This is a genomic window from Chryseobacterium pyrolae (assembly GCF_025153485.1).
GTDB lineage: Bacteria > Bacteroidota > Bacteroidia > Flavobacteriales > Weeksellaceae > Chryseobacterium > Chryseobacterium antibioticum.
Window position 1 is genome coordinate 499,830 of the sequence record NZ_JANZQH010000001.1, and the last position, 23,831, is coordinate 523,660.

The following is a 23,831-nucleotide window of genomic DNA, read 5'->3' on the forward strand; positions in this document are numbered from 1 at the left end:
GATATTATTCTAAGATGGACCAGGGGTGATTTGTTTTTTTAACAAAGATTAGGATTGTGCTTTATGAGATTGGCATTTTAATTGACTATGCTAAAACAGTTTAACTTTAAAACAAGCTAAAAGATGAAAAAAATATTAATTGCATTAATGCTTGCAGGCACATTTGGCCTCACTTATGCGCAGTCAGATTATTATAACGATTACAGAAGAAGTATCACAGATGTTAACTGGCAATCCGTGGCTGCAGATCTGCTGCTTTCGGTAGCACAAACCAACCAACTGAATGCTTTAAATGACAGATACCGTGATTATGATTCCTGGAACAGGGCTTATGTAAGCCAGCCAGATCGATGGAGAGAAGACAGGTATTATGAAATAGAAAGAATACTTGGAAGAGAAAAGTATACTAAGTTTAAAACTAAATACTATAAAGGTCAGAATCCTGTAGCGGTCTATAACCGTAACAAGAATAACTATAAGAAAAGTAATTCCAAACAATACAAAGAGTATAGAAAGGAATATAAAAAAGAACACAAAAAGGGACATCACTAAGTCTCAAATATCAACTATATATTTAATTTTAGATGGCTGGCATTTTTGCCGGTCATTTTTTATGGTATCTATAATCAGAATTTAAATATTTTTATTCGTTTGAATTTTATAACTTAGTACTATGGAATCTAAAGAAACTATAAAAGGATTTTATTTACGCAATGCTTCAGTAGAGAGGCTGGAGACTGATGCCACAGCCGGAGTAGGACATTTTAATGTGTTTACACGGGAAAGCTGCTCATTGTTAACCTCTTATAGCAGGAGAGATTATTATAAAATTTCACTGATTATTGGAAAAGGAAAGCTTCATTATGCAGATAAATGGATCTATGTAGACCGTCCGGCGCTGTTATTTTCAAATCCCATCGTTCCTTATTCCTGGGAAGCAGAGAATGATGACCAGACTGGCTGGTTCTGTCTTTTTACAGACCAGTTTCTGCAAAATGGGACCCGTCTGGGGAATCTTCAGGATTCACAACTTTTTAAAATTGGGGGAACTCCTATTTTCTTTGTTGATGAAGAGCAGCAGAAGACCATCTCCGATCTTTTTATCAAGATGATGTCCGAGATCGAGTCTGAGTATATGCACAAATATGATATGCTCCGTACCTGCCTCCATCTTTTGATTCATGAAACCATGAAAATGCATCCTGCGGAAAACTTTGAGCCCTATCAGAATGCGTCACATAGGGTTGCTTCATTATTTATGGAACTTCTTGAAAGACAGTTTCCCATTGACAGCCCTGAAGCCTATCTGAAGTTAAAAACACCCAATGATTATGCACAGAGTTTGTCCATTCATGTCAACTCTTTAAACCGTTCCGTAAAAGAAATGACCGGAAAGACCACAAGTCAGCAGATTGCTTCAAGAATTACTCAGGAAGCCAGCGCACTGCTGAAACATACAGACTGGAATATCTCCGAAATTGCCTACGGATTAGGATTTGAAGAGCCTGCCTATTTTACCAACTTCTTTAAAAAGCAGACCGGATTGGCTCCCAATGCCGTCAGAACAACGGTTGTTTGATTTTTATAATTCTTAGTTTGAATTCTATAGAGCATCCGGGCTGTCCTTGTTATAATTTTGTCTTATCAATTTAAAATCACAACCCATTATGAAATTCAGAAAATTAGGAAACACAGGAGAGCAGTTATCTGCAGTAGGTTTAGGATGTATGGGAATGAGCTTTGCTTATGGCCCGGCAGATGAACAGGAAAGCATCAGCACATTACACAAAGCATTAGACTTAGGGGTCAACTTTTGGGATACGGCAGATATGTATGCAGCCGGAGAAAATGAAAAACTGATCTCAAAGGTTTTGGTTCCCAACCGGGATAAGATCTTTATAGCTACCAAATTCGGATTCAGGTTTAAAGATGGAAAACCAAGTCACAGCGGAGCTCCGGGAACGTATTTTGACGGTTCGCCGGAATGGATAAAAAAAGCCGTTGATTTAAGTCTTCAGAGACTGAAAATAGATACCATTGATCTTTATTACGCCCACCGGATTGATCCGAATATTCCGGTAGAAGAAACGGTAGGTGCTATGGCAGAATTGGTAAAAGCAGGAAAAGTAAAGTATCTTGGGTTATCAGAAGCTTCTCCGGAGTCTATCAGAAAAGCGAATGCCATTCACCCGATCACAGCGTTGCAGTCAGAATATTCCATTCTTACCAAGGATATAGAAGATGAAATACTTCCGACCATCAGAGAACTGGGAATTACATTGGTGCCATATTCTCCGTTGGCAAGAGGCCTTTTTGCCAATATCAATGAAGTGCAGAATTTTGGTGACGAAGATTTCAGAAAGACATTACCGCGCTATCAGGAAGAGTATTTGGAAAATAACAGAAACCTGGCCAGAGAAATCAATGAATTTGCTCAGTCTAAAGGTATAAAAGGGACTCAGTTAGCCCTGGCATGGGTGTTAAACCAGGGAGAAGATATCATTCCGATTCCGGGAACTAAGCGCATCAAATATCTGGAAGAGAATATTGAAGCGGTGAACATCGATCTTTCACCATCAGATCTGGAAACCATCGATAGTCTTCTTAAAAAATACCCTAATGTAGGGGAGAGATATACTGAAGGTTCTATGAAATTAGTCAACAACTAAACATCCCTATTTCCGGATTCCTGCTTATTATTCAGGAATCCGGATCTATTATAAAAACACCTATTTTGATTATGAACAGAAGAGAACTTTTAAAAAACGGACTGATGGCAGGTGCATTAAGCTTTGTCCCTTTTACAGATGTTTTTGCAGGAACTAAAACAATTGTGCCTGGTCCGGAAGAAGATCTTTCCGGATTTAAAAAGATAAAACTGGGAGAATTGGAGGTATTCATTCTTACGGATGGATATATTCACGAGAAAAATGTCGATACATTCTGCCCGAGAGCCGATGTACCTCAATTGAAAACAATTCTGAGGGATAATTTCCGACCGGATGATTATATAGACATGGCGATGAATCTGATGCTTGTCAAAACCAAGGACAGACTCGTTTTATTGGATGCCGGAATGGGGATTTTTGCTGATGAAAGAACTGGTTTTCTTTTAAAAAGTCTTCAAAAGGCCGGGTTTTCTCCAAAAGATATCACAGATGTTTTTATTTCCCACGCTCACCCGGATCATATCGGTGGAGTGGTAGACAAACAGAATAATTTGGTTTTCCCCAATGCAGATTTTTACATTTCAAAGATTGAACATGACTTTTGGCTACAGGCTTCCATGAAAGATTTTAAAAACAGCTTTCTAAAGACCCAGCCGGAATTTCTTAATCAGGTGATTCCACCTATCCAGAATATTCTGAAAACGATTCGTCCGAAGCTCAGGTTTTATGACTTTAAAAAAACGCTGTTTGATCATTTCAGTTTTCAGCTCGCTCCCGGACATACACCCGGACTTACGGTCATGACTATTTCTTCCGGTAACGATACACTCATATATGTGGCAGATCTTATCCATTCCGATGTGATCCTTTTTCCGCATCCTGAATGGGGCTTTTCAGGGGATACAGATCTTGATATTGCTGTAGAATCCCGTAAAAAACTCTTATCACAGTTAGCAGAAACCAAGACTAAAGCTTTTTCTTATCATCTTCCATGGCCGGGACTTGGCTTTACAAAAAAGAAAGGGTCCGCCTATGAATGGATTCCTCAGAGCTTTATGAACTAATTAAACTTCAATTTTCTACGACATAGTTTCTATAATAAATCCTCTCATTTCCGGGAGGATTTGTTGATTAATAGTCTAAAGAGTTTGAGAATGGCAATGTATTTTAAATAGTATTTATTTGAAGGCTTAATAGAAATGGTTTCAAAATTTATTAATTCAGGCACAAAAAAAGCCCCTTAAAAAAGGAGCTTTCATTTATATCAATCAGGAATTAAATTCCGTCAATGATTTCATTTAAAACAGTACTTGGTCTCATCGCTGCATACGTTTTATAGGTGTCAGTTTTGTAGTAACCGTCAATGTTTTGAGGCTTACCCTGAGCACTTATTAATTCAGCATTGATAACCTCTTCGCTTTCCTGCATTGCGTTTGCAACCGGAGCAAAATGAGATGCCAATTCAGCATCTGCAGTCTGATTCGCTAAAGCTTCAGCCCAGTACATTGCTAAATAGAAGTGAGAACCTCTGTTGTCGATTTGTCCGACTTTTCTTGCCGGAGATTTATCAGTCGCTAAGAATTTAGCGTTAGCCTCGTCTAAGGCATCTGCTAAAACCTGAGCTTTTGTATTTCCCTGCGTCTGAGCCAGGTGCTCTAAAGAAGCCTGAAGTGCTAAGAACTCACCTAGAGAATCCCATCTTAAATAACCTTCTTCCAGGAACTGCTCAATGTGCTTTGGAGCAGAGCCCCCTGCACCTGTTTCGAATAAACCACCTCCGTTCATCAATGGAACGATAGAAAGCATTTTTGCAGAAGTCCCTAATTCAAGGATAGGGAAAAGGTCAGTTAAATAGTCTCTTAATACGTTTCCTGAAACAGAGATGGTGTCTTTGCCTTCTCTTGCTCTTTTAAGCGTTTCAGTCATAGCATCCTTTACATCCAGAATTCTGATGTCAAGACCTGTAGTATCATGATCCTTAAGATATTTTTCTACTTTTTTGATGATTTCTCTGTCGTGCGCTCTTCCTTTGTCTAACCAGAAAATAGCAGGTGTATCAGAAAGTCTTGATCTGTTTACCGCTAATTTCACCCAGTCCTGGATAGGAGCATCTTTCGTCTGACACATTCTGAAGATATCACCTGTTTCTACTTTTTGAGAAAGAAGAACGTTTCCTGCTTCGTCCTGAACTTCAATAGTTCCGTCTGCAGATGCCTGGAAAGTTTTGTCGTGAGAACCATATTCTTCAGCTTTTTGAGCCATTAAACCTACGTTTGGAACAGAACCCATTGTGGTAGGATCTAATTTTCCGTGCGCTTTCATATCATCAATAACAGACTGATAGAAACCTGCGTAAGAACGGTCCGGGATAATGCATACCGTATCTTCTTCCTTACCTTCTTTGTTCCACATTTTACCGCCTCCTCTTACAAGGGCAGCCATAGAGGCATCAACGATGATGTCAGAAGGAACGTGGAAATTAGTAATTCCTTTGTCAGAATTTACCATAGCCACTCTTGGTCCGTTGGCTAAAGCAGCTTCAATATCGACTTTAATCTCAGCTTCCTGAGCATTTCCTTTGATTTTATCGAAAAGGTCAGCAAGACCGTTGTTTGGATTAACGTCTAAAGATTTGAATGTTTCAGCATATTTAGTGAAAACATCCTTAAAGAAAGTTTCTATGATAGCTCCGAAAATAATAGGATCAGAGATTTTCATCATCGTAGCCTTCAGGTGAGCAGAAAGAAGGACGTTTCTGTTTTTAGCTTCATCAATAGCTTTCTGTACAAAAGCTCTTAAAGCATTTAAGTTCATTACAGAAGAATCAATCACTTCTCCGGCTTGAAGACCTGCGAAATCTTTTAATAAAGTTTCAGAACCGTCTGTTCCTTTGAATGTAATTTTATATTTTGTGGCATTCTCAAGCGTGGTAGAAGTTTCTGTTCCGTAGAAATCTCCGTTGTCCATGTGCGCAACGTCAGTTTTACTGTCAGAAGCCCAGTCTCCCATTCTGTGAGGATTGGCTTTTGCATAGTTTTTAACCGCTTTTGGAGCACGTCTGTCAGAATTTCCTTCTCTTAATACGGGGTTTACAGCACTTCCTAAAACTTTAGCATATTTAGCTTTGATCGCTTTTTCGTCGTCATTCTTAGGCTCTGCAGGATAATTGGGAACGGCAAAACCTTTAGACTGTAATTCAGCAATAGCTTCATCTAACTGAGGGGCAGAAGCTGAAATATTGGGTAATTTGATAATGTTTGCATCTGGTTGAGTGGCCAATTGACCTAATTCAGCCAATGCATCACCGATTTTCTGGTCATCTTTCAAAAACTCAGGGAAGTTGGCTAGAATTCTTCCCGCCAAAGAAATATCCGGAACGGCAATCTCAATGTTTGCTGATTTTGTAAATGCTTTTACGATAGGTAAAAACGAGTGTGTTGCCAACATTGGAGCCTCATCCGTAAGGGTGTAATAGATTTTTGATTTGTCTGACATTATACTGGTATTTATTATTTGATTTTTTAAGAATCACAAATTTACTAAATATGATTGTTTTATAGAGTTATTTTGCATAAAAAAAGAGGCATGTGCCTCTTAAGTTTATATTTGTGTGATGGTATAAGTTCCGGTACCATCAAAATTGAGGCTGAATTCAACCTTATAGTTTTTGGGTGTGGTAGAAGAAAGATTGGGAAAGGTAATCGCTGCACCTTCTATATCAAAAGATCCGTCATTCAGGTTATCTCCTAAATCTTCAACCTCTAGACTATCTGAGGCAAGCTGGATATAAAATGAACCTCCGGTACTGGTGGTAACTCCATTGATAATAGCCGTAAATTTTCCTGTAGCATTATTATAGGTGACAGAAGTTACTGGCGTGGTACCTGAAATAGCAGTAAACTTGATTTTGGGAACAAAGTTGAAGAAACCTGCCTTCATTTGCGGACCGTTAGAAGCGACCAGGATCTGGTAGTATCCGTTGGACGCAACATTATAATTACTTCCGTTAGCAGTAACGAATCCGTTGGAGTCTGAACCGTAAACCTGTGCACCATTACTCGGTGAAGCTATGAACTTAATCTGGGTATTGGCCTGAAGGTATTTATAACCTACTTTCGTAGTGCCGTTTCCCCGTAGTAATTCAGCGGAGGAAGGAGTAAAGGAGTTATATGATCCATACGTATATAAGTTGGAAGGTAAAGTATTACCAGATGAGCTCGTATTCGTAGGCAGACTTAATATACCGGAGTCGCTTACGTTTAATGTATAATTGGTTCCGTTTGGAGATACCAGAGTAATGCCCTGGCCAGGACCAGTAACGATTGTTTTACTCACCTGCGCATAAGGAACACTCATTAGTTGATTCACTCCAACATTGGTATAATTACTTCCACCAGCAGGATCCATTTCTACTTTTACAAATTTGGTATTGGCTCCCCAGTTGATTCCTCCGAAACTCCCTGTAGATGCAGTTCCCTGTCCAATATTTAAATTAATCAGACCTTTAGAGTTAGTCGTTTTGTTATGTGTTTCAGTATACAGAACGTTTCCTGTAGCAGTGTTTTCTAAAATGCTTACTCTTAATGAAACGTTTCCATTGGAAATCGGTGCTCCCGAAGCATTGAAAGCAATAGTCTGATAGCTGAAAGCCTGCGGAACCTGTGCGCTTAATAAAGTGGCAATGCATAATCCTATAGTAGCGTAAAGTTTTTTCATGTTTGAATAGTTTTTAAGGTTTTTTAATGATTTTAATAGGTTTAAGATCCGGATTTTTAAAAGAGATCATATACACTCCGGAATTAAGACTGCGGAGATCAAGCTTCCCACTGTCCAGTTTCGCTTTTAATACAAGCCTTCCCGCAGTGTCATACACTTCTGCATCCTCAATTTTTGATGTTGAGTTTAAAGTGATATGAACAAAATCAGCGGTAGGGTTGGGGTAGATCTTGACATGGTCTTTCTCAAGTTCTTTAACGCCTAAAACCTTTAAAACAGATTGATAATACATTCCCATAGTTCCTGAATTAGCCTGGTCAGGATCAGTAGGAATTACATAAATTTCCCCTACAGAATGCGTGAAATTGGTGTCAGAAACTGCCCCGGAATTAACATTCCCGATCACAGACTGGGCGAAACCAAAGACCGGCACTCCAAAGAGCAAGAGAGTAATTTTTTTTCGCATTGTTATTATTTTTTTTTGGATAACGAATATAAATAAAAATCTGACTAAAAAATCACTGCAGGGAGATAAGTCTTTTTATTTTCACTTTAAGAATTATTTAACCTTTAATTGACTCTAAAAACTTTCTATTTTAAGTAAATTTGAAGAACAAAAAAATAAATTATGTCAAATATTACATTAAAAGGAAACGCAGTCAATACAATAGGAACTTTACCATCAGTAGGAACTACCGTTAAGGATTTTGCTTTGGTAGATTCGGGTTTAAATGTGAAAACACTTCAGAGTTTTGAAGGAAAGAAAAAAGTTTTTAATATTTTCCCAAGTATCGATACGCCTACTTGTGCATCTTCAGCAAGAAAATTCAATGAAGAGGCTTCAGGCTTAGGTAATACAGTTGTGATCAACGTTTCTAAAGATCTGCCTTTTGCTTTGACAAGATTTTGTGCAGCGGAAGGGTTGAATAATGTAGAAACCCTTTCAGATTTCAGAAGCAGTTTTGGCGACGATTATGAAGTAACTATTACAGATTCTCCGTTAAAGGGACTTTTAAGCCGTGCTGTCATCGTAACAGACGAAAATAACAAAGTAGTTTATACAGAGCAGGTTTCTGAAATTGCAGACGAACCTAATTACAGTGCTGCTATTGAAGCATTAAAATAATTTTGAGATAAAATCTTTATAAAAGCCTTGTGAAATTTTTATTTTGCAGGGCTTTTTCAGCAGTAAGTATGTCAAAAATCCGGGTCAGATGGTAAAGAGAATTATAGCCAATATAAAGACAGATGATCTGTCAAAAGCAGATCATTTCTATCGTGATATTCTGGGTCTTGAAATATTGATGGATCACGGATGGATCAAAACTTTTGGAAATGATGAAGATGCAAAAGTTCAGATAAGTTTTGCCAGCCAGGGAGGAAACGATACCGAAGTTCCTCATCTTTCTATTGAGGTGGATAATGCAGATGAAGTGTATGAGAAAATGCAGGAGGCAGGTTTCGAAATTATTTACGCAATGACCAATGAAGATTGGGGAGTACGCAGATTCTTTGTCAAAGATCCATTTGGACAATTAATTAATATACTTTCACATCAATAATTTATTTTGCAATAGGCAATATTGATTCAAAAAGACAACTTTTACATATGAAAGCAGAGAAGATTATTCCGGTTCTCAGGATTTTTGATTACAAAAAAGCGATCGAATTTTATATCGATTGGCTGGGGTTTGAAGTGGTATGGGAGCATCATTTTGAAGAAAATACACCTGTTTATATGGAAGTGAAAAAAGAAGACATCATTCTCCATTTAAGCGAACATCATGGAGACGGAACGCCCGGAAGCAGAGTGTTCATCTGGGGAGAAGGTGTTGCAGATTACCACAAAGAACTGATTGATAAAAAATACAAATACAACCGCCCCGGACTTGAAAAAGCCTTTTATGGAGCGGTATCTTTTACAGTAGATGATCCGTTTGGAAATAAAATCATATTCAATGAAGAATTTGATGAGGAGAAACATAAAGACCTTGAATTCTCTTCAATTCATTAATATCAATAGGAACGGATTTTAGTCCGTTTAATAATGAAATGTATAATAAAACGCATGATTCAGATCATCAAAAAATTCATCAGATAAAACTACCTTTACATCATGAAACGTTCAGGAACTGCAGATATGCCTTTACATTACGGAAAAGTACCGCCGTGGCTGTATGAGCGTATGTCCGCCCTTGGACTTTCCATTATTGAAGTCATTTTAATGGATTATGGTAAAAATGAAGTGCTCAGAAGGCTGGCAGATCCCTTCTGGTTTCAGAGTTTTGGAGCTGTGATGGGAATGGATTGGCATTCTTCAGGGATTACCACTTCGGTGATGGGCGCTTTGAAACGTTCCATCAACCCTAATTCTCAAGCGCTGGGGCTTTATATCTGTGGCGGAAAAGGGAAATTCTCAAGAGAAACTCCATCGGAACTTATTCAGATTGCTGATAAAACGGGGCTGAACGGCCATGAGCTGGTAAGAGCCAGCAAACTCTCCGCGAAAGTGGATAATACAGCCATTCAGGATGGGTATCAATTGTATCTGCATAATTTTATTTTAGCGGATAACGGGAGCTGGAGCGTCGTACAGCAGGGAATGCATGAATCAGATGGTACTGCGAGACGCTATCACTGGCATTCCGGAAATATCAAATCATTTATAGAAGAGCCTCACACGGGGATCAATGGTGTTTCCAGAGGAAAGATCCTCAACCTTACCGATGCTGAAGCTTCAGAAAACAGAAAAGGAATTCTGGATATTTCCCATACCGATTCCATTGATGTGATGAAAGATTTTTCAAGACTGATTCTTCCTGCTCATCATGATGTTCAGGCCTCAGACGTTGATTTAAAACGTTTGGGTGCCCTTTTATATCTCACCCGCGAGCAGCAGCCTCAGAATTTTGAGGATCTTTTAATGCTCGAAGGTGTAGGACCCAGAACCATGCAGTCTTTGGCATTGGTGAGCGAAGTGATCCACGGTGCCCCGTCAAGGTTTGCTGATCCTGCACGGTTTTCCTTTGCCCATGGAGGAAAAGACGGACATCCTTTTCCGGTTCCGACCAAAACCTATGATGAAAGCATCAGTATTCTCAGAAAAGGAATCGAAAAATCAAAACTCGGAAATTCTGATAAGCTGAATACTTTAAATAAACTTCATCAGATTGTAGCTGCCACCGAAAAAGACTTTATACCGGATTTCGATATCCAGCAGGTGATAGAAGAAGAAAGACAGAATTCATGGCGTTTCGGAGGAAAAACGGTTTTCGGAGATGCCGAACCTCCCAAAAAACCAAAACCGATCCAGCTCTCTCTATTCTGATATAATGTATAATAGTTCAGAATGTTTTCTTACGCTCAATTTTTTTTAATAATCATCGGTTCTTACCATTACTCCCATTGAATGGGCGAGCATTCCCATCCTTTGGAGGGGAGGCAAATTGAAGATTTGACGCGGGTGGTTAAAACATGTTTAATTATTTAGAAACAATAAAAAAAGTTAGTAAAAATACTGTTAAATGCAGCTTTCTTTATATATTCCATTAATTTGTTTAATGCTTTTGATCCATGATTCAATTAAAAATTCTATTTTTAAAGCTTTAACAAACACCGACTCAATGACCAGTAAAGCCTTAGAAATCTGCTATGATTTCCCGTTTTTTCTACAGGAAGAGCTTGACGAAATATTTCAGGCTCATGAAAAAGTGTCATTCCAAAAAGGAGACATCATTCTTGAAGAAGGAAAAATGGCCAATGAATATTATATTCTGGAAAAAGGCCTCGCTCGTTCCTATGTCAACGATTTTAGCGGAAATGAAGTAACCACCCACTTTTTTGCAGATAATGAGATCATTATTGAAGTCTTATCTCTTTTCCAGAGAATTCCTTCCCAGGAAAATATCGTCTGCATCACAGACTGTGAATGCTGGAGGTTTGACTTTGAAACATTCCAGGAGCTGTACCATAAAATTCCTAATCTCAGTGAATGGGGCAGATCATGGATGTCAAAAGAGCTTTTTGTCTATAAACAGCGTTCCGTGGAAATGTTTACCCTTTCTGCAACCAAACGTTATCTTAATCTTTTAGAACAAAAGCCACAAGTGGTGCAGTTTGCGCCCCTCAAACAGATCGCCTCCTACCTGGGTGTTACAGATACTTCTCTGAGCCGGATCCGTAAAGAAATAGTTTCCCATCCCAAGAAAAATTAAATCTTGTCCTATGGCAAGTTGATTTTCATAAAGGCTTGGTAATTTTGGTTAAAAGTTAAACATCAAATAATTATAATATGAAAATCAATCAGATCTATGTCAATCTTCCTGTAAAAGATGTGCAGAAAACAAGAGAATTTTGGACAAAACTTGGTTTTTCTTTCAACGAACAGATGTCTAGTGAAAAAGCAGTTTGTGTCGAAATGAAAGAAGAGCAGATTTACGTCATGTTTCTGACCGAAGAATCTTTCCAGACTTTTTCCGAAAGACCTGTTCCAAAAGGTGATACTACACAGGTTCTTGTTGCGATTAGTCTTGACAGCAGAGAAGAAGTTGACCAGGTAGTGAATACAGCTTTGGAAAATGGAGCTACTCAGCATGAGGAACCTCAGGATTACGGATGGATGTATCATAATTCTTTTTGGGACATTAACGGTCATGGCTGGAACGTCATGTTTGCGGACGCTTCTCAAATCCCGGCAGAATAATTTTATACACCAGTCAGTTGGATAAAAAATTAAAGGTAGTCAATACTTCTATTCCGGAAAGCAAAAAATAACCATATAAAAATACCGTGTTAATTTGGAAAGCCACCATAAAGAATCTGTGGCTATCCGGATACCCTGTGGGAAAAAATGAGCAACTTGTCATATTCTCCAGTTCAGCGAATTCGCTTGATTCAGGAGACGTAAAAATAAAAATCTAAAGTTATGGAAACACAATCGAATGATATAGAAATCATAAAAATTCAGGTATTCAGCAATTACAAAGTGATTTCAATGAATATCGACAGCATTACCCATGAAGAATCTATGATCTTTCCGAATGGTGAAGCGAACTGCATGAACTGGATTTTAGGACATTTAATTTACATCAGAAATGCTTTCTTAAATGTTCTTGGCGAAGAATCTGTGTGGGACATTGAAAAATTTTCATGCTACAACAGAGGAGCTATTCCACTTGAAAGAAAAGAGGAATTGGTCACTTTTGAAGAACTGAAGTCTTATCTCCAGCAATCTCAGGATAAACTGGAGGCAAAACTCATCAGTATGGAAAGCTTTCATCCGGAAACGGTGAACGACATTGCGATCTTAAGCTTTCATGAAAATTATCACAGTGGACAATTAGGCTATCTCAGAAGAATTCTCGGAAAACCAGGCGCTATAAAATAATCCTGAAAAGAATAGCTTGATCTGAAACATCAGCAAAAAAAATCCAAATCCCTAATACTATGGACAATTCCTTTTCAATTCTCCACGACCTGGAAGTCGATGCCACCCTGGAAAATGTATTTCGAATGGTTTCCGTTCCCGAATTTCTCAATGAATGGTGGACGCATTATTGTCAGGGCGTCCCCGAGTCCGATTCAGAATATACTTTCGAATTTTCCGAAAAGGATATTTTAAAAGGAAAAATCTCAAAATTCAATCCTCCTTATGAAATTGAATTTTTAATAACAGACGGTGATAAAGATTGGGTAGAAACCAGCGTTGGATTTATTTTAAAAGAAGCCGGAAATGGAACTAAGTTAAGTTTTTATCATACCAACTGGAAAGATACCAATGAGCATTTTCGTCAGACCTCATTTTGCTGGGCACTGTATTTAAGAGTTTTGAGAAAATTTGCAGAAGAGGGACTTCATGTTCCTTATTCAGAAAGATATCATTTTTAAAACAACTAAAAATCAAAGAAATGGACACACCAAAATCAAAAAAAATGGAGATCGTTATGCCGGCTTACAGAATGCACAGCCAAAGCTTTCTCAATGTTTTGGACGGTATTTCGGAAGAAGATGCATTGAAAAGAATTGACGGAAAAACCAACCATATTGTTTGGATGGCAGGGAACTTTGTGAATATGCGTTATAGCCTGGGTTGGGTTTTAGGACTCAGGGATGAGGATCCTTATAGCGATCTTTTCTTTCAGGGAAAAGCACTGGATGAAAGTTATACGTATCCGAGTTTAGATGAATTGGAGAAAAACTTCCATGATATTTCGCCAAAAGTATTCCAGAAGCTGGCGGAAGTGACCGATGAAGAATGGGACGAAATATTCGAGATCGGGATGAATATTCCTTTTGTCCGGGAAACCAAACTCAACTTCGCAGGAATGTGTATAGGTCGTGAGGACTATTTATGCGGACAGATAGGTCTGATGAGAAGAATATTGGGTTATCCGGGAATGAAATATGATATGGATGAAAATCTAAAATATTAATATGGAACCCAAAGAAAAAGGTTACAAACAGGTCAACGGAATTCGTATGTATTATGAAATTTATGGTTCAGGAAAACCTCTGGTACTGATTCATGGTGGCGGTTCCTCGATCCTGTTTGATTTTAAGGAAATCATCTCCAGGCTGGAAGGACAGTTTCAGTTAATAGGAATTGATCTGCAGAACCATGGAATGACCGATCACCGGGATATTCCCGAAACTTTTGAACAAGATGCTCATGATGTAACCGCTCTTTTAAAAGAACTCCATATTGAAAAAGCTTCCTTCTGGGGCTTCAGTAACGGAGGAAATACCGTGATGCAGATTGCCCACCGTTACCCTGGAATTGTTGAAAAACTGATTGTTGCCTCCGCATTCTACAAAAGAAATGGAATGATGGATGGCTTTTTCGAAAGTATGGCAGAAGCCACTTTGGAATCAATGCCAGAACCTCTTAAGATCAATTTTCTTAACCTGAATCCGGATTTTTCAAAGCTTGAAAATCTTTTCGATAAAGACAGCAAAAGGATGCAGACTTTTGAAGATTGGGATGAGGCTGTTTTAACCTCCATAGAAGCTCCCACCTTATTGATCAGCGGAGACAAAGACGTTATGAAACCTGAACATACGGTAGAAATGTGGCGATTGATCCCGGATTCTCAACTGATGATCCTTCCGGCAACCCACGGCTCCTATATGATGGCCGATTTTGGAGGAAATACAGACCATAATTTAATAAATCTAACGGTTAACGAGGTGACGAAATTTCTAAACCCTTAGCGTTTAAAACAAAAACATAAAAATCATTACTATTAATTTAAAAATCAAAAATCATGGCTAAATTAAATCCATACCTCAATTTTGACGGAAAAGCAGAAGAAGCTTTTACCTTTTACAAATCTGTTTTCGGAGGAGAATTCCGTGGAGAGGTTTTCAAAATGGGCAATGCCCCGGGAACCGAAAACTTATCAGACGAAGAAAAAAACAGGGTGATGCATATTGCTTTGCCAATCGGAGATGACCTTCTGATGGCTTCGGATATTGTTCCAAGCTTTGGACAGACCCTTAACGTAGGAAATAATAATTATGTTTCAATTTTTCCGGAGTCCAGAGACGAAGCAGACAGACTGTTCAAAGGACTTTCTGAAGGCGGGAATGTAGAAATGCCGATTGAAGACCAGTTTTGGGGCGATTATTTCGGAAGCTTTCAAGACAGGTACGGAGTTCATTGGATGGTGAACTATAATGAAGAATACACAAAATAATCTTATATTTAACTCAATTATAAGGGCAGTTCAAACCCGGACTGCCTTTTTACTTCAACATTAAAAAGTAGAATTATGGATCCTATTAAGATAGATATTACGATTTTAGCTCCTGTAGAAAAGGTTTGGAATTATTTTAATGAACCAAAACACATCACAAAATGGAATTTTGCCCATGAAACCTGGGAATGTCCAAGTTCGGAAAATGATTTGAGAGTAGGAGGTAAATTTAAGACCAGAATGGAAGCGAAAGACAAAAGTTTCGGTTTTGATTTTGAAGGAATCTATGATGAGGTGATTCCGAATGCCCATCTCAAATATCATTTAGAAGACGGAAGAAAAGTAGAAGTTATATTTGACAAGATAGACGAAAATACGACCAAGGTGACCGAAATTTTCGATCCTGAAAAACAGAATTCCGTGGAGATGCAAAGAGACGGCTGGTATGCTATTCTCAATAATTTTCACAAGTACGTTGAAAATCACTAAAACACACAAGTGCAGTCATGATCAATCTCTTAATAATGGCAAAATGTTTAGGCTCTATTTGTGCTGTTAATCATGTTGTTAAAAGTAATAATTTCCTGTGTGGTATTATTGCAGTACCGGCGAGAAGGTCTTTAGAAAGAGAAAAAATAGACTCTTTTGAAAAACTTTCGGACTATTCTGAAGAAGAGATCATGCAACTTCATGGTTTCGGGAAGAACGCCATGGAAAAACTGAAAAATCATATGAAGGAACATCAGGTTTCTTTCAAAAATTAATGCCTGTAATTACCGGATATTTTTGTCATTGTGAGCCCCAATTGGCTTGCAGTGATTCATAAAACTATATATCAACCCTAAATTTAATAGTATGAATAACGATATTTTTCCATGTCTCTGGTTTGATGAAGAGGCTAGGGAAGCCGCAGAATTCTATGGCCAGGTCTTCGACGGAAAAATCACCGCAGATACTCCTGTAGTCATGAATATGGATCTGTTCGGGCAGAAACTGATGCTGCTGAACGGAGGTCCCCACTTTAAAAAGAATGCATCCATTTCCTTTATGGTCATCTGCGAAACAGAGGATGAGGTACAACAGTATTGGGATCAGCTGACAGATGGCGGAATTGCCCTTCTGGCTCTGGATTCTTATTCCTGGAGCAAGAAGTACGGCTGGGTGCAGGATAAGTACGGCGTTAGCTGGCAGCTGTTTTTAGGAGACAAACAGGGATCGCAGAAAATCATTCCTACGATGATGTTCATCCATGAGAATAACGGAAAAGCAATGGAAGCGATGGAGTTTTATACCCAGACATTCCCCAATTCAAGCATTGGAAATATCCTGAGATATGGAGACGGCGGAGAAGGACACCCTATATCCGAGCCCGCTGAAAATGTACAGCATGCCCATTTTACCATTGACGGATACAGCTTTTTCTGTATGGATAATTCTTATGATCATCCATTCGATTTCAATGAAGGAGTTTCTGTCGTGATCATGACCGATGATCAAAAGCAAACCGATCACCTTTGGAACACCCTTATTTCAGATGGTGGAAGAGAAAGCATGTGCGGTTGGCTGAAAGACAGATACGGAGTGAGCTGGCAGATTGTTCCCAAAAGACTGATTGAATTAATGAACGATTCAGATCAGCTGAGAGCTCAAAAAGTAGTTCAGGCAATGATGAAAATGCAGAAAATAATTGTAGAGCAGCTGGAAGAAGCCTATCATTCATAAAGCCAAAATAGTCAACTTATTTCTTATGAATTTGTAATTGCCATCAACTGAAAATTCCACTAAAATCTTAAATTATGAATAATAATATCTTTCCATGCATTTTGTGCGGTGGAGATGCTAAAAAATCAGCAGATTTTTATTGTAAGCTATTTAACGGGAAAATTACCGTAGATACAGAGGTTGTTATTAATATTGAGCTTTTCGGACAGAAAATAATGCTTCTTAATGGTCCGCAACAGGAGAAAAATCCTTCAGTCTCTTTTATGGTGATCTGTGATACTGAAAATGAAGTACAACACTACTGGGATAAGCTAAAAGAAGGAGGGAAAGTTCTGATGGATCTCGATTCCTACCCCTGGAGTAAGAAATATGGCTGGATACAGGATCAGTATGGGGTTAGCTGGCAGCTGTATTTAGGTGAAAAGGCAAGCGACCAGAAACAGGTTCCTACCTTGATGTTTATTCATCACAACAACGGAAAAGCTGTGGAAGCTATGGCATTTTATACAAAGGTTTTTCCCAATTCAAGTATCGGAAATATATCAAAATATAAAGATGGAGGAGAATCCGTGGAGAATCCTGAGCATGTCATGCACGCCCATTTTACCCTGAATGATTACAGTTTGTTCTGTATGGATAGTTCGCATGATCATCAGTATGATTTTAATGAGGGCATTTCAATGGTGGTGATGACTGACGGTCAGGAAGAAACCGATTATTTCTGGAACAGTCTTTCCGCTGGAGGTAGCGAAGAAATTTGTGGATGGGTAAAAGATAAGTATGGGTTAAGCTGGCAGATCTTTCCAAAACAGTCAATGAAGTTGGTGAGTGATCCTGATAAGGATAAAGTTCAGAAAGTTCTTCAGGCGATTATGAAAATGAAGAATATTATCATAAAAGACCTGGAAGAGGCTTATCATTCTTAAGATAGATTGGTTAAAAGATGAACAATAAATTCCTCTTTTAGCCCTTTTCCGTTTGTATGTTTCAGTTTTCGGCTTGCTGTTTGATGGAGTTTAGGGAAAAGATTTGCTTATGAAAACACAGAACAAGTCACAATCCAAATCAAAAGTTCCCAAAGAAGGACTTTTCCCGGAAATCATCCGTAACGATTATGAGGGAAGCCGGAAGCTCAAAGGAAAAAAGGCGGTCATCTCAGGAGGAGACAGTGGAATAGGCCAGGCTGTAGCCGTTCATTTTGCCAGAGAAGGCGCAGATGTTGCAATCATTTACAATGAAAGTGATGACGATGCTAAAGAAACCAAAACACTTATTGAAAAGGAAGGACAGCAATGTATGCTCATCAAAGGAGATCTCACCAAAAAAGCATTCAGAGCAAAATGTGTGGAAAGGATAAAAAAAGAGTGGAAGAATTTGGATATTCTGGTTAATAATGCAGGAATTCATACTTCGAAAAACACTCTGGAAAAGATATCTGATGAGCAAATTCAGGAAACTTTTAATACCAATATTCTTTCTATGATTTCTTTAACGAGAGATTATATACCTTTAATCTATGAAGGGGGCCGGATTATCTGCACAACTTCTGTTACAGCATACCGTGGAAGTGATCACCTGATCGATTATGCAGCAACCAAAGGGGCTATTTTATCTTTTATCCGGTCATTGTCAACCAATCTTGCTGAAAAGAAAATAACAGTGAACGGAATTGCTCCCGGACCCATCTGGACGCCTCTTGTAAAAGAAGCTTTTGATGATCTTTCAACATTTGGAAAAGATACCCCTATGAAAAGGGCGGGACAGCCTTCGGAAGTGGCGCCGGCTTATGTTTTCCTTGCTTCAAAAGATGCCACTTATATTACAGGAGAAGTAATTCATATCAATGGCGGAGATTTCGTTGGAGGATAAAATCAGAGGCTAGAAGTTAGAAGTTAGAAGTTAGAAGTTAGAAGTTAGAAACTGGAAGTTATAACTATCAATAGTAGTATTTTTAACATTTACCATCTGAAATCTGAAATCTGACGTCTGGCATCTTGATTCTTGACTCTATCTAACCCTAAATAAAACAACAATGCAAAAAATATTTTTTGAAATTCAAATCGATGCACCCAGTGAAAAAGTGTGGGATGTACTTTGGAGTGACATCACTTACAGACAATGGACTACTGCTTTTACAGAAGGCTCTTTTTATCAGGGAACATTTGAAGAGGGAAGTATCATGAAATTTTTTGACCCCAACAATAACGGAATGTACAGCCGGGTTGAAAAAAATATACCCCACAAAGAAGTCAAATTCCTGCACCTCGGAGAAATTTATGATGGTGTAGAAACACCCCAGGATTGGGGCGAAGCTACAGAAGCTTATGTTTTAGAAGAAACAGAAATAGGGACAATTTTAAAAATTGAAATTCAGACCCCTGAAGAGTTTAAAGAGTTTTTTGAAGAAAAATTTCCGACAGCTTTAGGCATTGTGAAAAATCTTTCTGAAAATCAATTATAAACTGCAAAAATCATCAACCATAAAAATTTAAAATATGGAAACCTTATCGTACGAAATCATTATCAACGCCTCATCACAGAAAGTATGGGACGTTCTGTGGACTCCTGAAACCTATACCGAATGGACTCAGTATTTCGGTCCCGGATCTGTAATGAAATCCGACTGGAAAGTGGGTGGAAAAACTTATTTTGTGAATGCAGAAGGGGCAGGGATGGTATCAACTATTGACAGTCTGGATAAACCCAATCAGATCATCTTCAAACATCTGGGAATGGTAGATAAAGAAGGCAACGAAGACATACACAGCAAAGAAGTAATGGAATGGAGTGGTGCTTTCGAAAAATATATTCTTATTGATCTGGATGGAAAAACCAAGCTTCATACTGAGGTACAGGTCGAAAAAGAATGGAGAGAACATCTGAATACGGGATTTTTAAAAAGCCTGGAAGTGGTGAAAAACCTTGCCGAAAATAAATAATCCATATATTACCTTAACAAAAAATAATCGAATAGATTTTTGAAATCTATTAGGTTTAATATGGATATCATGTGAAGATGCAGTATCTTTCTGATCAGTTATAATCAACAACCCTATGAAATTATTAAGCATTCTTTTCGGAACATTTCTTCTCGCATTGCTGGCTACCTTTGTTCTTCAGGGAAGGCCTGATTTTTTATTCTCCGGAAATCTGGGAATGGCTGTATTCATTATATTTACAGGGTTTTCACACTTCAAATTTCAGAAAGGAATGGCGATGATGATTCCCGATTTTGTTCCCGGTAAAATGTTCTGGGTTTATTGTACGGGAGTTCTTGAAATTGCTGCCGGAATAGGATTAATGATCCCTTCAATACGTGAATTGACGGCGATACTCCTGATTATTTTTTACATCTTGGTTTTTATCGCGAACATCAATTCTTCAAAGAAAAATATCAATATTTTCAAAGCAGACTATACCGGTCCCGGCATGCAGTATCTTTACCGTGAAAGAATCCCAATGCAGATTATTCTGATCGCATGGACTATATATTTTGGAATTTATTTAAATTAAACTCACTGTTTATATAAACTCATTCTATCATTTTTTTCATAATTGATGTAACATTTTGAGGTTAAAGGTGTCCTATTATAAAGAAGACTTACAAAGTTGACTAACACCTAACATTAAATCACATGAGTTATGAATCTGAATACTAAAATTTTTGGTGCGGCTCAAATCGTACTATCAGCCATTATGATCAATGCACAGACTTCAACGGCTAAACTGCCGGGCGACCTTACGCTTCCCACTTCCAAAGAAAATCTTGATAAGCTGATTTCCTATGATAAAGGGAATTTCAAGTACAAAGTAGAAGACTATTTTGCCAGGCCCAATGCCTCACAGTTTAAAATTTCACCGGACGGGCAGTACCTTTCCTATAAAGAAAAAGACAAAGACAAAAAGAACCATGTCTATGTAAAAGAACTGAAAACCGGGAAAATCACGAAAGCTATCGTAGAAAAAGATGATCTTATCGGAAGCTACGGCTGGCTGGACAAAAAAAGATTGTTCTATACGCAGGATAAAGGAGGTAATGAAAATACCCATATGTATGCCGTAGATATTGACGGACAGAATCTCAAGGATCTGACTCCTTTTGATGGAGTAACCCTGAATTATGCAGATATCATTAAGGATACAGAATTCGTTATTGTTGCTTTGAATAAAAATAATAAACAGATTTTCGAGCCTTATAAAATCAATTTCAATACGGGTGAAATGACCCAGCTTTTTGAAAATAAAGACGTTAATAATCCTATCGACGGCTATATTTTTGACAAGAAAGGAAATATGAGGGGCTATACGGTTCTGGAAAATGGATTGACCACAAAGACCTACTATAAAGATTTGGAGACGGGTAAATTTAACCTGATCAAATCAACAGACTGGAAAAATACCTTCAATATTATAGGATTAAACGACAATTCTAAAAATAAAGATGAAGCGTATGTAGTCACCAATTTAGACAGTGATAAAGAAAGAATCGTGCTGTATGATCTGAAGAAAAATGCAATTATAAAAGAAGTGTATTCTAATCCTGTATATGATGTTAGTTCTATAAGTACTGCTCGTAAAAACAGGAATTATGAACTGGATTATATAAGTTATAACGGGGTTAAAAGCGAGACCATTCCAGTAAGTAAATTTTATAAAGAAGTTTACGACAAATTAAAATCTGAATTCAAAGACAAAGAATTTTCGGTGGTTTCCTCCGATGATAATGAAGACAAGCTTTTAGTGGTAGTAGGAAGCGATAGATTATATGGAACTTATTATGAATATGATACAAAATCTAAACAGATAAAACTTCTGTATAACTTGATGCCACAGCTGAAAGAAGAGGATATGGCAGAAATGAGGCCTATTGAATTCAAAAGCAGAGACGGCCTGACAATCCGGGGGTATATCACAATGCCCAAGGATGCAGTGAACGGCAAGAAAGTTCCATTGATTGTTAATCCTCACGGCGGCCCGCAGGGTGTTAGAGATAATTGGGGATTCAATCCTGAAGATCAGCTTTTTGCCAGTAGAGGATATGCGACACTGCATGTGAATTTCAGAATTTCTGGTGGTTATGGAAAAGAATTTCAACACTCAGGCTATAAGCAGATAGGACGTAAAGCAATGGATGATGTGGAAGATGGTGTAAAATATGTGATAGAACAAGGCTGGATCGATAAAAATAAAATCGCCATCTACGGGGGAAGCCACGGTGGTTATGCGACCCTGATGGGACTTATCAAAACACCAGATCTTTACGCGTGTGGAGTAGACTATGTAGGGGTTTCCAATATCTTCACGTTCTTTGAATCTTTCCCGGAATACTGGAAGCCTTACAAAGAAATGGTAAAAGAAATATGGTATAATCTGGACGATCCCAAAGAAGCTGAAATTGCTAAAGAAGTTTCTCCTGTCTTCCATATTGATAAGATCAAGAAACCTTTATTTGTAGTTCAGGGAGCCAATGATCCAAGGGTGAATATCAATGAATCAGATCAGATTGTAAAGGCGATGCGTGCCAAAGGAGTTGATGTTCCGTACATGGTAAAATATGATGAAGGTCACGGATTCAGAAAAGAGCCAAGCAGAATAGAACTGTACAAATATATGATGGGCTTCTTTGCCGAGAATTTCAACAAGAAATAATACGGATTGTATAATAATAGGAACGGAGAGTGTTATGCTTTCCGTTTTTTGTTTTAGGAGAAGCTAGAGGCTGGAAATTAGAAATTAGTGGTGGGAGATAGAGCAAAAAGCAAATCGAGATGCTAGATTCCAGACACCAGATATGAGATTTTATGTTGAGACTAAGAGGTAATCATTTGAAGTTTAAATATTCAAAACTTATAATCCACCAACACTGAAACAAAAACCCGGTACAATGTTTTTTTGTTATGGTTTCAATCTCCTTCTCTAAAACTCTAAAACTCTAAAACTCTAAAACTCTCAAACCCTCAAACTCAGAAACCCGCTTCCAGAAACAAAATTCCAACAGTCAATAATTTTTTTTAAATTTATTAAAGTAAAACCAAAAGGCAGATCGTCATAGCAATATGGAGGTTGTCGAAGAAATAACAATGCCACAGGAGGAGAAAGCAAGTATCATCTCACAAACCGTTTCAAAGTACGGAGGAAAGCTGATGTCTTATATTCGTCCGAAAGTGAAAAACACCGAAGATGCGGAAGATATTCTGCAGGAGGTCTGGTATCAGTTCAGCAGTATTACCAATCTTTCTGAGATTGTAAACGTGGGTGGATGGTTATATAGAGTCACTGCAAATAAAATCACAGACAAGTATCGTAAGAAGAAAACCGAAAATCTTGAAGATTTCGTGTATGAAGATGAAGACGGAAGTTTTTCTATAAAAGATATTCTTTTGTTAGATGAAAGTGCAGGTCCGGAAGTGAAAATGTTTCAGGATGAAATTTGGAAAAAATTATTTGAAGCATTGGATGAACTTCCCGAAAAACAAAGGCTGGTTTACGTTGAAAATGAATTAAACGACAAAATACTTCAAGAAATTGCCAATGAACAGGGCGAAAATATAAAAACCATTATCAGTAGAAAAAATTATGCTGTGAAGCATTTGAGAAACAGACTGAGAAGATTATACGAAGATTTAAATAGTTAGTAAAAAGAAAGTTATGAATCATAATAAACACAAAAAAGGCTGGATTCTTTTATTCTTATGTCCGCCATTGATTTTACTGGGCGTTACCTGGATTGTCATGTCCCTTTGGAATTGCTTGCTTCCTGATATTTTAGGCGTGAAATCAATCACCTATTGGCAGGCAATGGGAATTTTGATTTTGAGTAAAATCCTATTTGGAGGTTTCCATTTTGGAAAAGGGGTGAGAGACTTTAAGGAAAGAAAAATGAGGGAGAAAATGGAAGGACTTTCTCCGGAAGAAAGAGAAAAATTTAAAGAAGTATGGAGAGACAGATGTTCAGGAGGGTTCTTTAACAGAAACAACGGATAATTTAAAAATTTTAAGAAGTAGTAAAGTAAAATTGAAATTCATCCGT

29 protein-coding genes are annotated in these 23,831 nt (G+C 38.0%); 26 read left to right on the plus strand and 3 right to left on the minus strand.

Translation table 11 applies throughout. The annotated features are described in order from the left end of the window. Positions 1-123: 123 nt before the first annotated feature. The 4 genes from NZD88_RS02195 to NZD88_RS02210 all read left to right on the plus strand — a co-directional run bounded on the left by NZD88_RS02195 (position 124) and on the right by NZD88_RS02210 (position 3,733). Positions 124-552 (plus strand): hypothetical protein, encoded by a 429-nt coding sequence (locus tag NZD88_RS02195; RefSeq protein ID WP_169235783.1) that lies wholly within the window; start codon positions 124-126, stop codon positions 550-552. Between the two features lie 121 nt (positions 553-673). Further along, on the plus strand, positions 674-1,579 hold the full coding sequence (locus tag NZD88_RS02200; RefSeq protein WP_259827077.1) for a helix-turn-helix domain-containing protein: 906 nt from the start codon (positions 674-676) through the stop codon (positions 1,577-1,579). A gap of 88 nt (positions 1,580-1,667) precedes the next feature. Continuing rightward, positions 1,668-2,669, plus strand: a complete 1,002-nt coding sequence (locus NZD88_RS02205) for an aldo/keto reductase (RefSeq protein ID WP_169235785.1) — start codon at positions 1,668-1,670, stop codon at positions 2,667-2,669. Positions 2,670-2,740: 71 nt separating this feature from the next. Further along, positions 2,741-3,733 (plus strand): MBL fold metallo-hydrolase, encoded by a 993-nt coding sequence (locus tag NZD88_RS02210; RefSeq protein ID WP_259827080.1) that lies wholly within the window; start codon positions 2,741-2,743, stop codon positions 3,731-3,733. Between the two features lie 211 nt (positions 3,734-3,944). Here the strand turns inward: NZD88_RS02210 and NZD88_RS02215 are convergent, their stop codons facing one another. The 3 genes from NZD88_RS02215 to NZD88_RS02225 form a co-directional block, all read right to left on the minus strand. Beyond that, on the minus strand, positions 3,945-6,164 hold the full coding sequence (locus NZD88_RS02215; protein WP_259827082.1) for an NADP-dependent isocitrate dehydrogenase: 2,220 nt from the start codon (positions 6,162-6,164) through the stop codon (positions 3,945-3,947). Positions 6,165-6,269: 105 nt separating this feature from the next. Beyond that, entirely contained in the window at positions 6,270-7,385 is a 1,116-nt protein-coding gene (locus NZD88_RS02220; protein WP_259827084.1) for a cadherin repeat domain-containing protein, read from the minus strand. A gap of 13 nt (positions 7,386-7,398) precedes the next feature. Beyond that, entirely contained in the window at positions 7,399-7,851 is a 453-nt protein-coding gene (locus NZD88_RS02225) for a T9SS type A sorting domain-containing protein (protein WP_259827085.1), read from the minus strand. 162 nt (positions 7,852-8,013) lie between these two features. Between NZD88_RS02225 and tpx the strand changes: the two genes are divergently transcribed. The 22 genes from tpx to NZD88_RS02335 all read left to right on the plus strand — a co-directional run bounded on the left by tpx (position 8,014) and on the right by NZD88_RS02335 (position 23,785). Then, positions 8,014-8,511 carry a thiol peroxidase gene (gene tpx, locus NZD88_RS02230; protein ID WP_259827087.1) on the plus strand — a complete coding sequence of 166 codons (498 nt, stop codon included), beginning with the start codon at positions 8,014-8,016 and terminating at the stop codon, positions 8,509-8,511. A gap of 88 nt (positions 8,512-8,599) precedes the next feature. Further along, positions 8,600-8,947: a VOC family protein gene (locus NZD88_RS02235; RefSeq protein WP_259827088.1), complete on the plus strand. Its 348-nt coding sequence runs from the start codon at positions 8,600-8,602 to the stop codon at positions 8,945-8,947. 47 nt (positions 8,948-8,994) lie between these two features. Further along, entirely contained in the window at positions 8,995-9,399 is a 405-nt protein-coding gene (locus tag NZD88_RS02240) for a glyoxalase superfamily protein (protein ID WP_259827089.1), read from the plus strand. 102 nt (positions 9,400-9,501) lie between these two features. Next, positions 9,502-10,713 (plus strand): DUF763 domain-containing protein, encoded by a 1,212-nt coding sequence (locus NZD88_RS02245; protein WP_259827090.1) that lies wholly within the window; start codon positions 9,502-9,504, stop codon positions 10,711-10,713. A 295-nt stretch (positions 10,714-11,008) separates the two neighbouring features. After that, positions 11,009-11,599, plus strand: a complete 591-nt coding sequence (locus NZD88_RS02250) for a Crp/Fnr family transcriptional regulator (RefSeq protein WP_169235794.1) — start codon at positions 11,009-11,011, stop codon at positions 11,597-11,599. 77 nt (positions 11,600-11,676) lie between these two features. Then, on the plus strand, positions 11,677-12,087 hold the full coding sequence (locus NZD88_RS02255) for a VOC family protein (protein ID WP_259827093.1): 411 nt from the start codon (positions 11,677-11,679) through the stop codon (positions 12,085-12,087). 222 nt (positions 12,088-12,309) lie between these two features. After that, positions 12,310-12,771: a hypothetical protein gene (locus NZD88_RS02260; RefSeq protein WP_259827095.1), complete on the plus strand. Its 462-nt coding sequence runs from the start codon at positions 12,310-12,312 to the stop codon at positions 12,769-12,771. 59 nt (positions 12,772-12,830) lie between these two features. Further along, complete coding sequence (locus NZD88_RS02265; RefSeq protein ID WP_259827096.1) at positions 12,831-13,271, plus strand: SRPBCC family protein; 441 nt, start codon at positions 12,831-12,833, stop codon at positions 13,269-13,271. 20 nt (positions 13,272-13,291) lie between these two features. Further along, positions 13,292-13,816 carry a DinB family protein gene (locus NZD88_RS02270; protein WP_259827097.1) on the plus strand — a complete coding sequence of 175 codons (525 nt, stop codon included), beginning with the start codon at positions 13,292-13,294 and terminating at the stop codon, positions 13,814-13,816. A 1-nt stretch (position 13,817) separates the two neighbouring features. Continuing rightward, on the plus strand, positions 13,818-14,594 hold the full coding sequence (locus tag NZD88_RS02275; protein ID WP_259827098.1) for an alpha/beta fold hydrolase: 777 nt from the start codon (positions 13,818-13,820) through the stop codon (positions 14,592-14,594). 53 nt (positions 14,595-14,647) lie between these two features. After that, positions 14,648-15,079 (plus strand): VOC family protein, encoded by a 432-nt coding sequence (locus NZD88_RS02280; RefSeq protein WP_169235800.1) that lies wholly within the window; start codon positions 14,648-14,650, stop codon positions 15,077-15,079. Between the two features lie 75 nt (positions 15,080-15,154). Further along, a complete protein-coding gene (locus tag NZD88_RS02285; RefSeq protein WP_169235801.1) occupies positions 15,155-15,568 on the plus strand; it encodes an SRPBCC family protein in 414 nt (137 codons plus the stop codon). 35 nt (positions 15,569-15,603) lie between these two features. Beyond that, complete coding sequence (locus NZD88_RS02290) at positions 15,604-15,843, plus strand: helix-hairpin-helix domain-containing protein (RefSeq protein WP_228464798.1); 240 nt, start codon at positions 15,604-15,606, stop codon at positions 15,841-15,843. Positions 15,844-15,934: 91 nt separating this feature from the next. After that, the gene (locus NZD88_RS02295) at positions 15,935-16,801 is read left to right on the plus strand and encodes a VOC family protein (protein ID WP_259827100.1); all 867 of its coding nucleotides are present in this window, start codon (positions 15,935-15,937) and stop codon (positions 16,799-16,801) included. 74 nt (positions 16,802-16,875) lie between these two features. Next, entirely contained in the window at positions 16,876-17,727 is an 852-nt protein-coding gene (locus tag NZD88_RS02300; RefSeq protein ID WP_259827102.1) for a VOC family protein, read from the plus strand. A gap of 109 nt (positions 17,728-17,836) precedes the next feature. After that, positions 17,837-18,670 carry an SDR family oxidoreductase gene (locus tag NZD88_RS02305; RefSeq protein ID WP_259827103.1) on the plus strand — a complete coding sequence of 278 codons (834 nt, stop codon included), beginning with the start codon at positions 17,837-17,839 and terminating at the stop codon, positions 18,668-18,670. A 163-nt stretch (positions 18,671-18,833) separates the two neighbouring features. Then, positions 18,834-19,262, plus strand: a complete 429-nt coding sequence (locus tag NZD88_RS02310) for an SRPBCC family protein (RefSeq protein WP_259827104.1) — start codon at positions 18,834-18,836, stop codon at positions 19,260-19,262. Between the two features lie 34 nt (positions 19,263-19,296). Next, positions 19,297-19,740 carry an SRPBCC family protein gene (locus NZD88_RS02315; RefSeq protein ID WP_259827106.1) on the plus strand — a complete coding sequence of 148 codons (444 nt, stop codon included), beginning with the start codon at positions 19,297-19,299 and terminating at the stop codon, positions 19,738-19,740. Positions 19,741-19,855: 115 nt separating this feature from the next. Beyond that, positions 19,856-20,314, plus strand: coding sequence for a DoxX family protein (locus NZD88_RS02320; protein WP_259827108.1), 459 nt, complete (start codon positions 19,856-19,858; stop codon positions 20,312-20,314). 129 nt (positions 20,315-20,443) lie between these two features. Next, positions 20,444-22,450, plus strand: a complete 2,007-nt coding sequence (locus tag NZD88_RS02325) for a S9 family peptidase (RefSeq protein ID WP_259827109.1) — start codon at positions 20,444-20,446, stop codon at positions 22,448-22,450. A gap of 407 nt (positions 22,451-22,857) precedes the next feature. Continuing rightward, positions 22,858-23,436 carry an RNA polymerase sigma factor gene (locus NZD88_RS02330; RefSeq protein WP_259827110.1) on the plus strand — a complete coding sequence of 193 codons (579 nt, stop codon included), beginning with the start codon at positions 22,858-22,860 and terminating at the stop codon, positions 23,434-23,436. A 13-nt stretch (positions 23,437-23,449) separates the two neighbouring features. After that, a complete protein-coding gene (locus tag NZD88_RS02335) occupies positions 23,450-23,785 on the plus strand; it encodes a hypothetical protein (RefSeq protein ID WP_259827112.1) in 336 nt (111 codons plus the stop codon). Positions 23,786-23,831 lie beyond the last annotated feature (46 nt).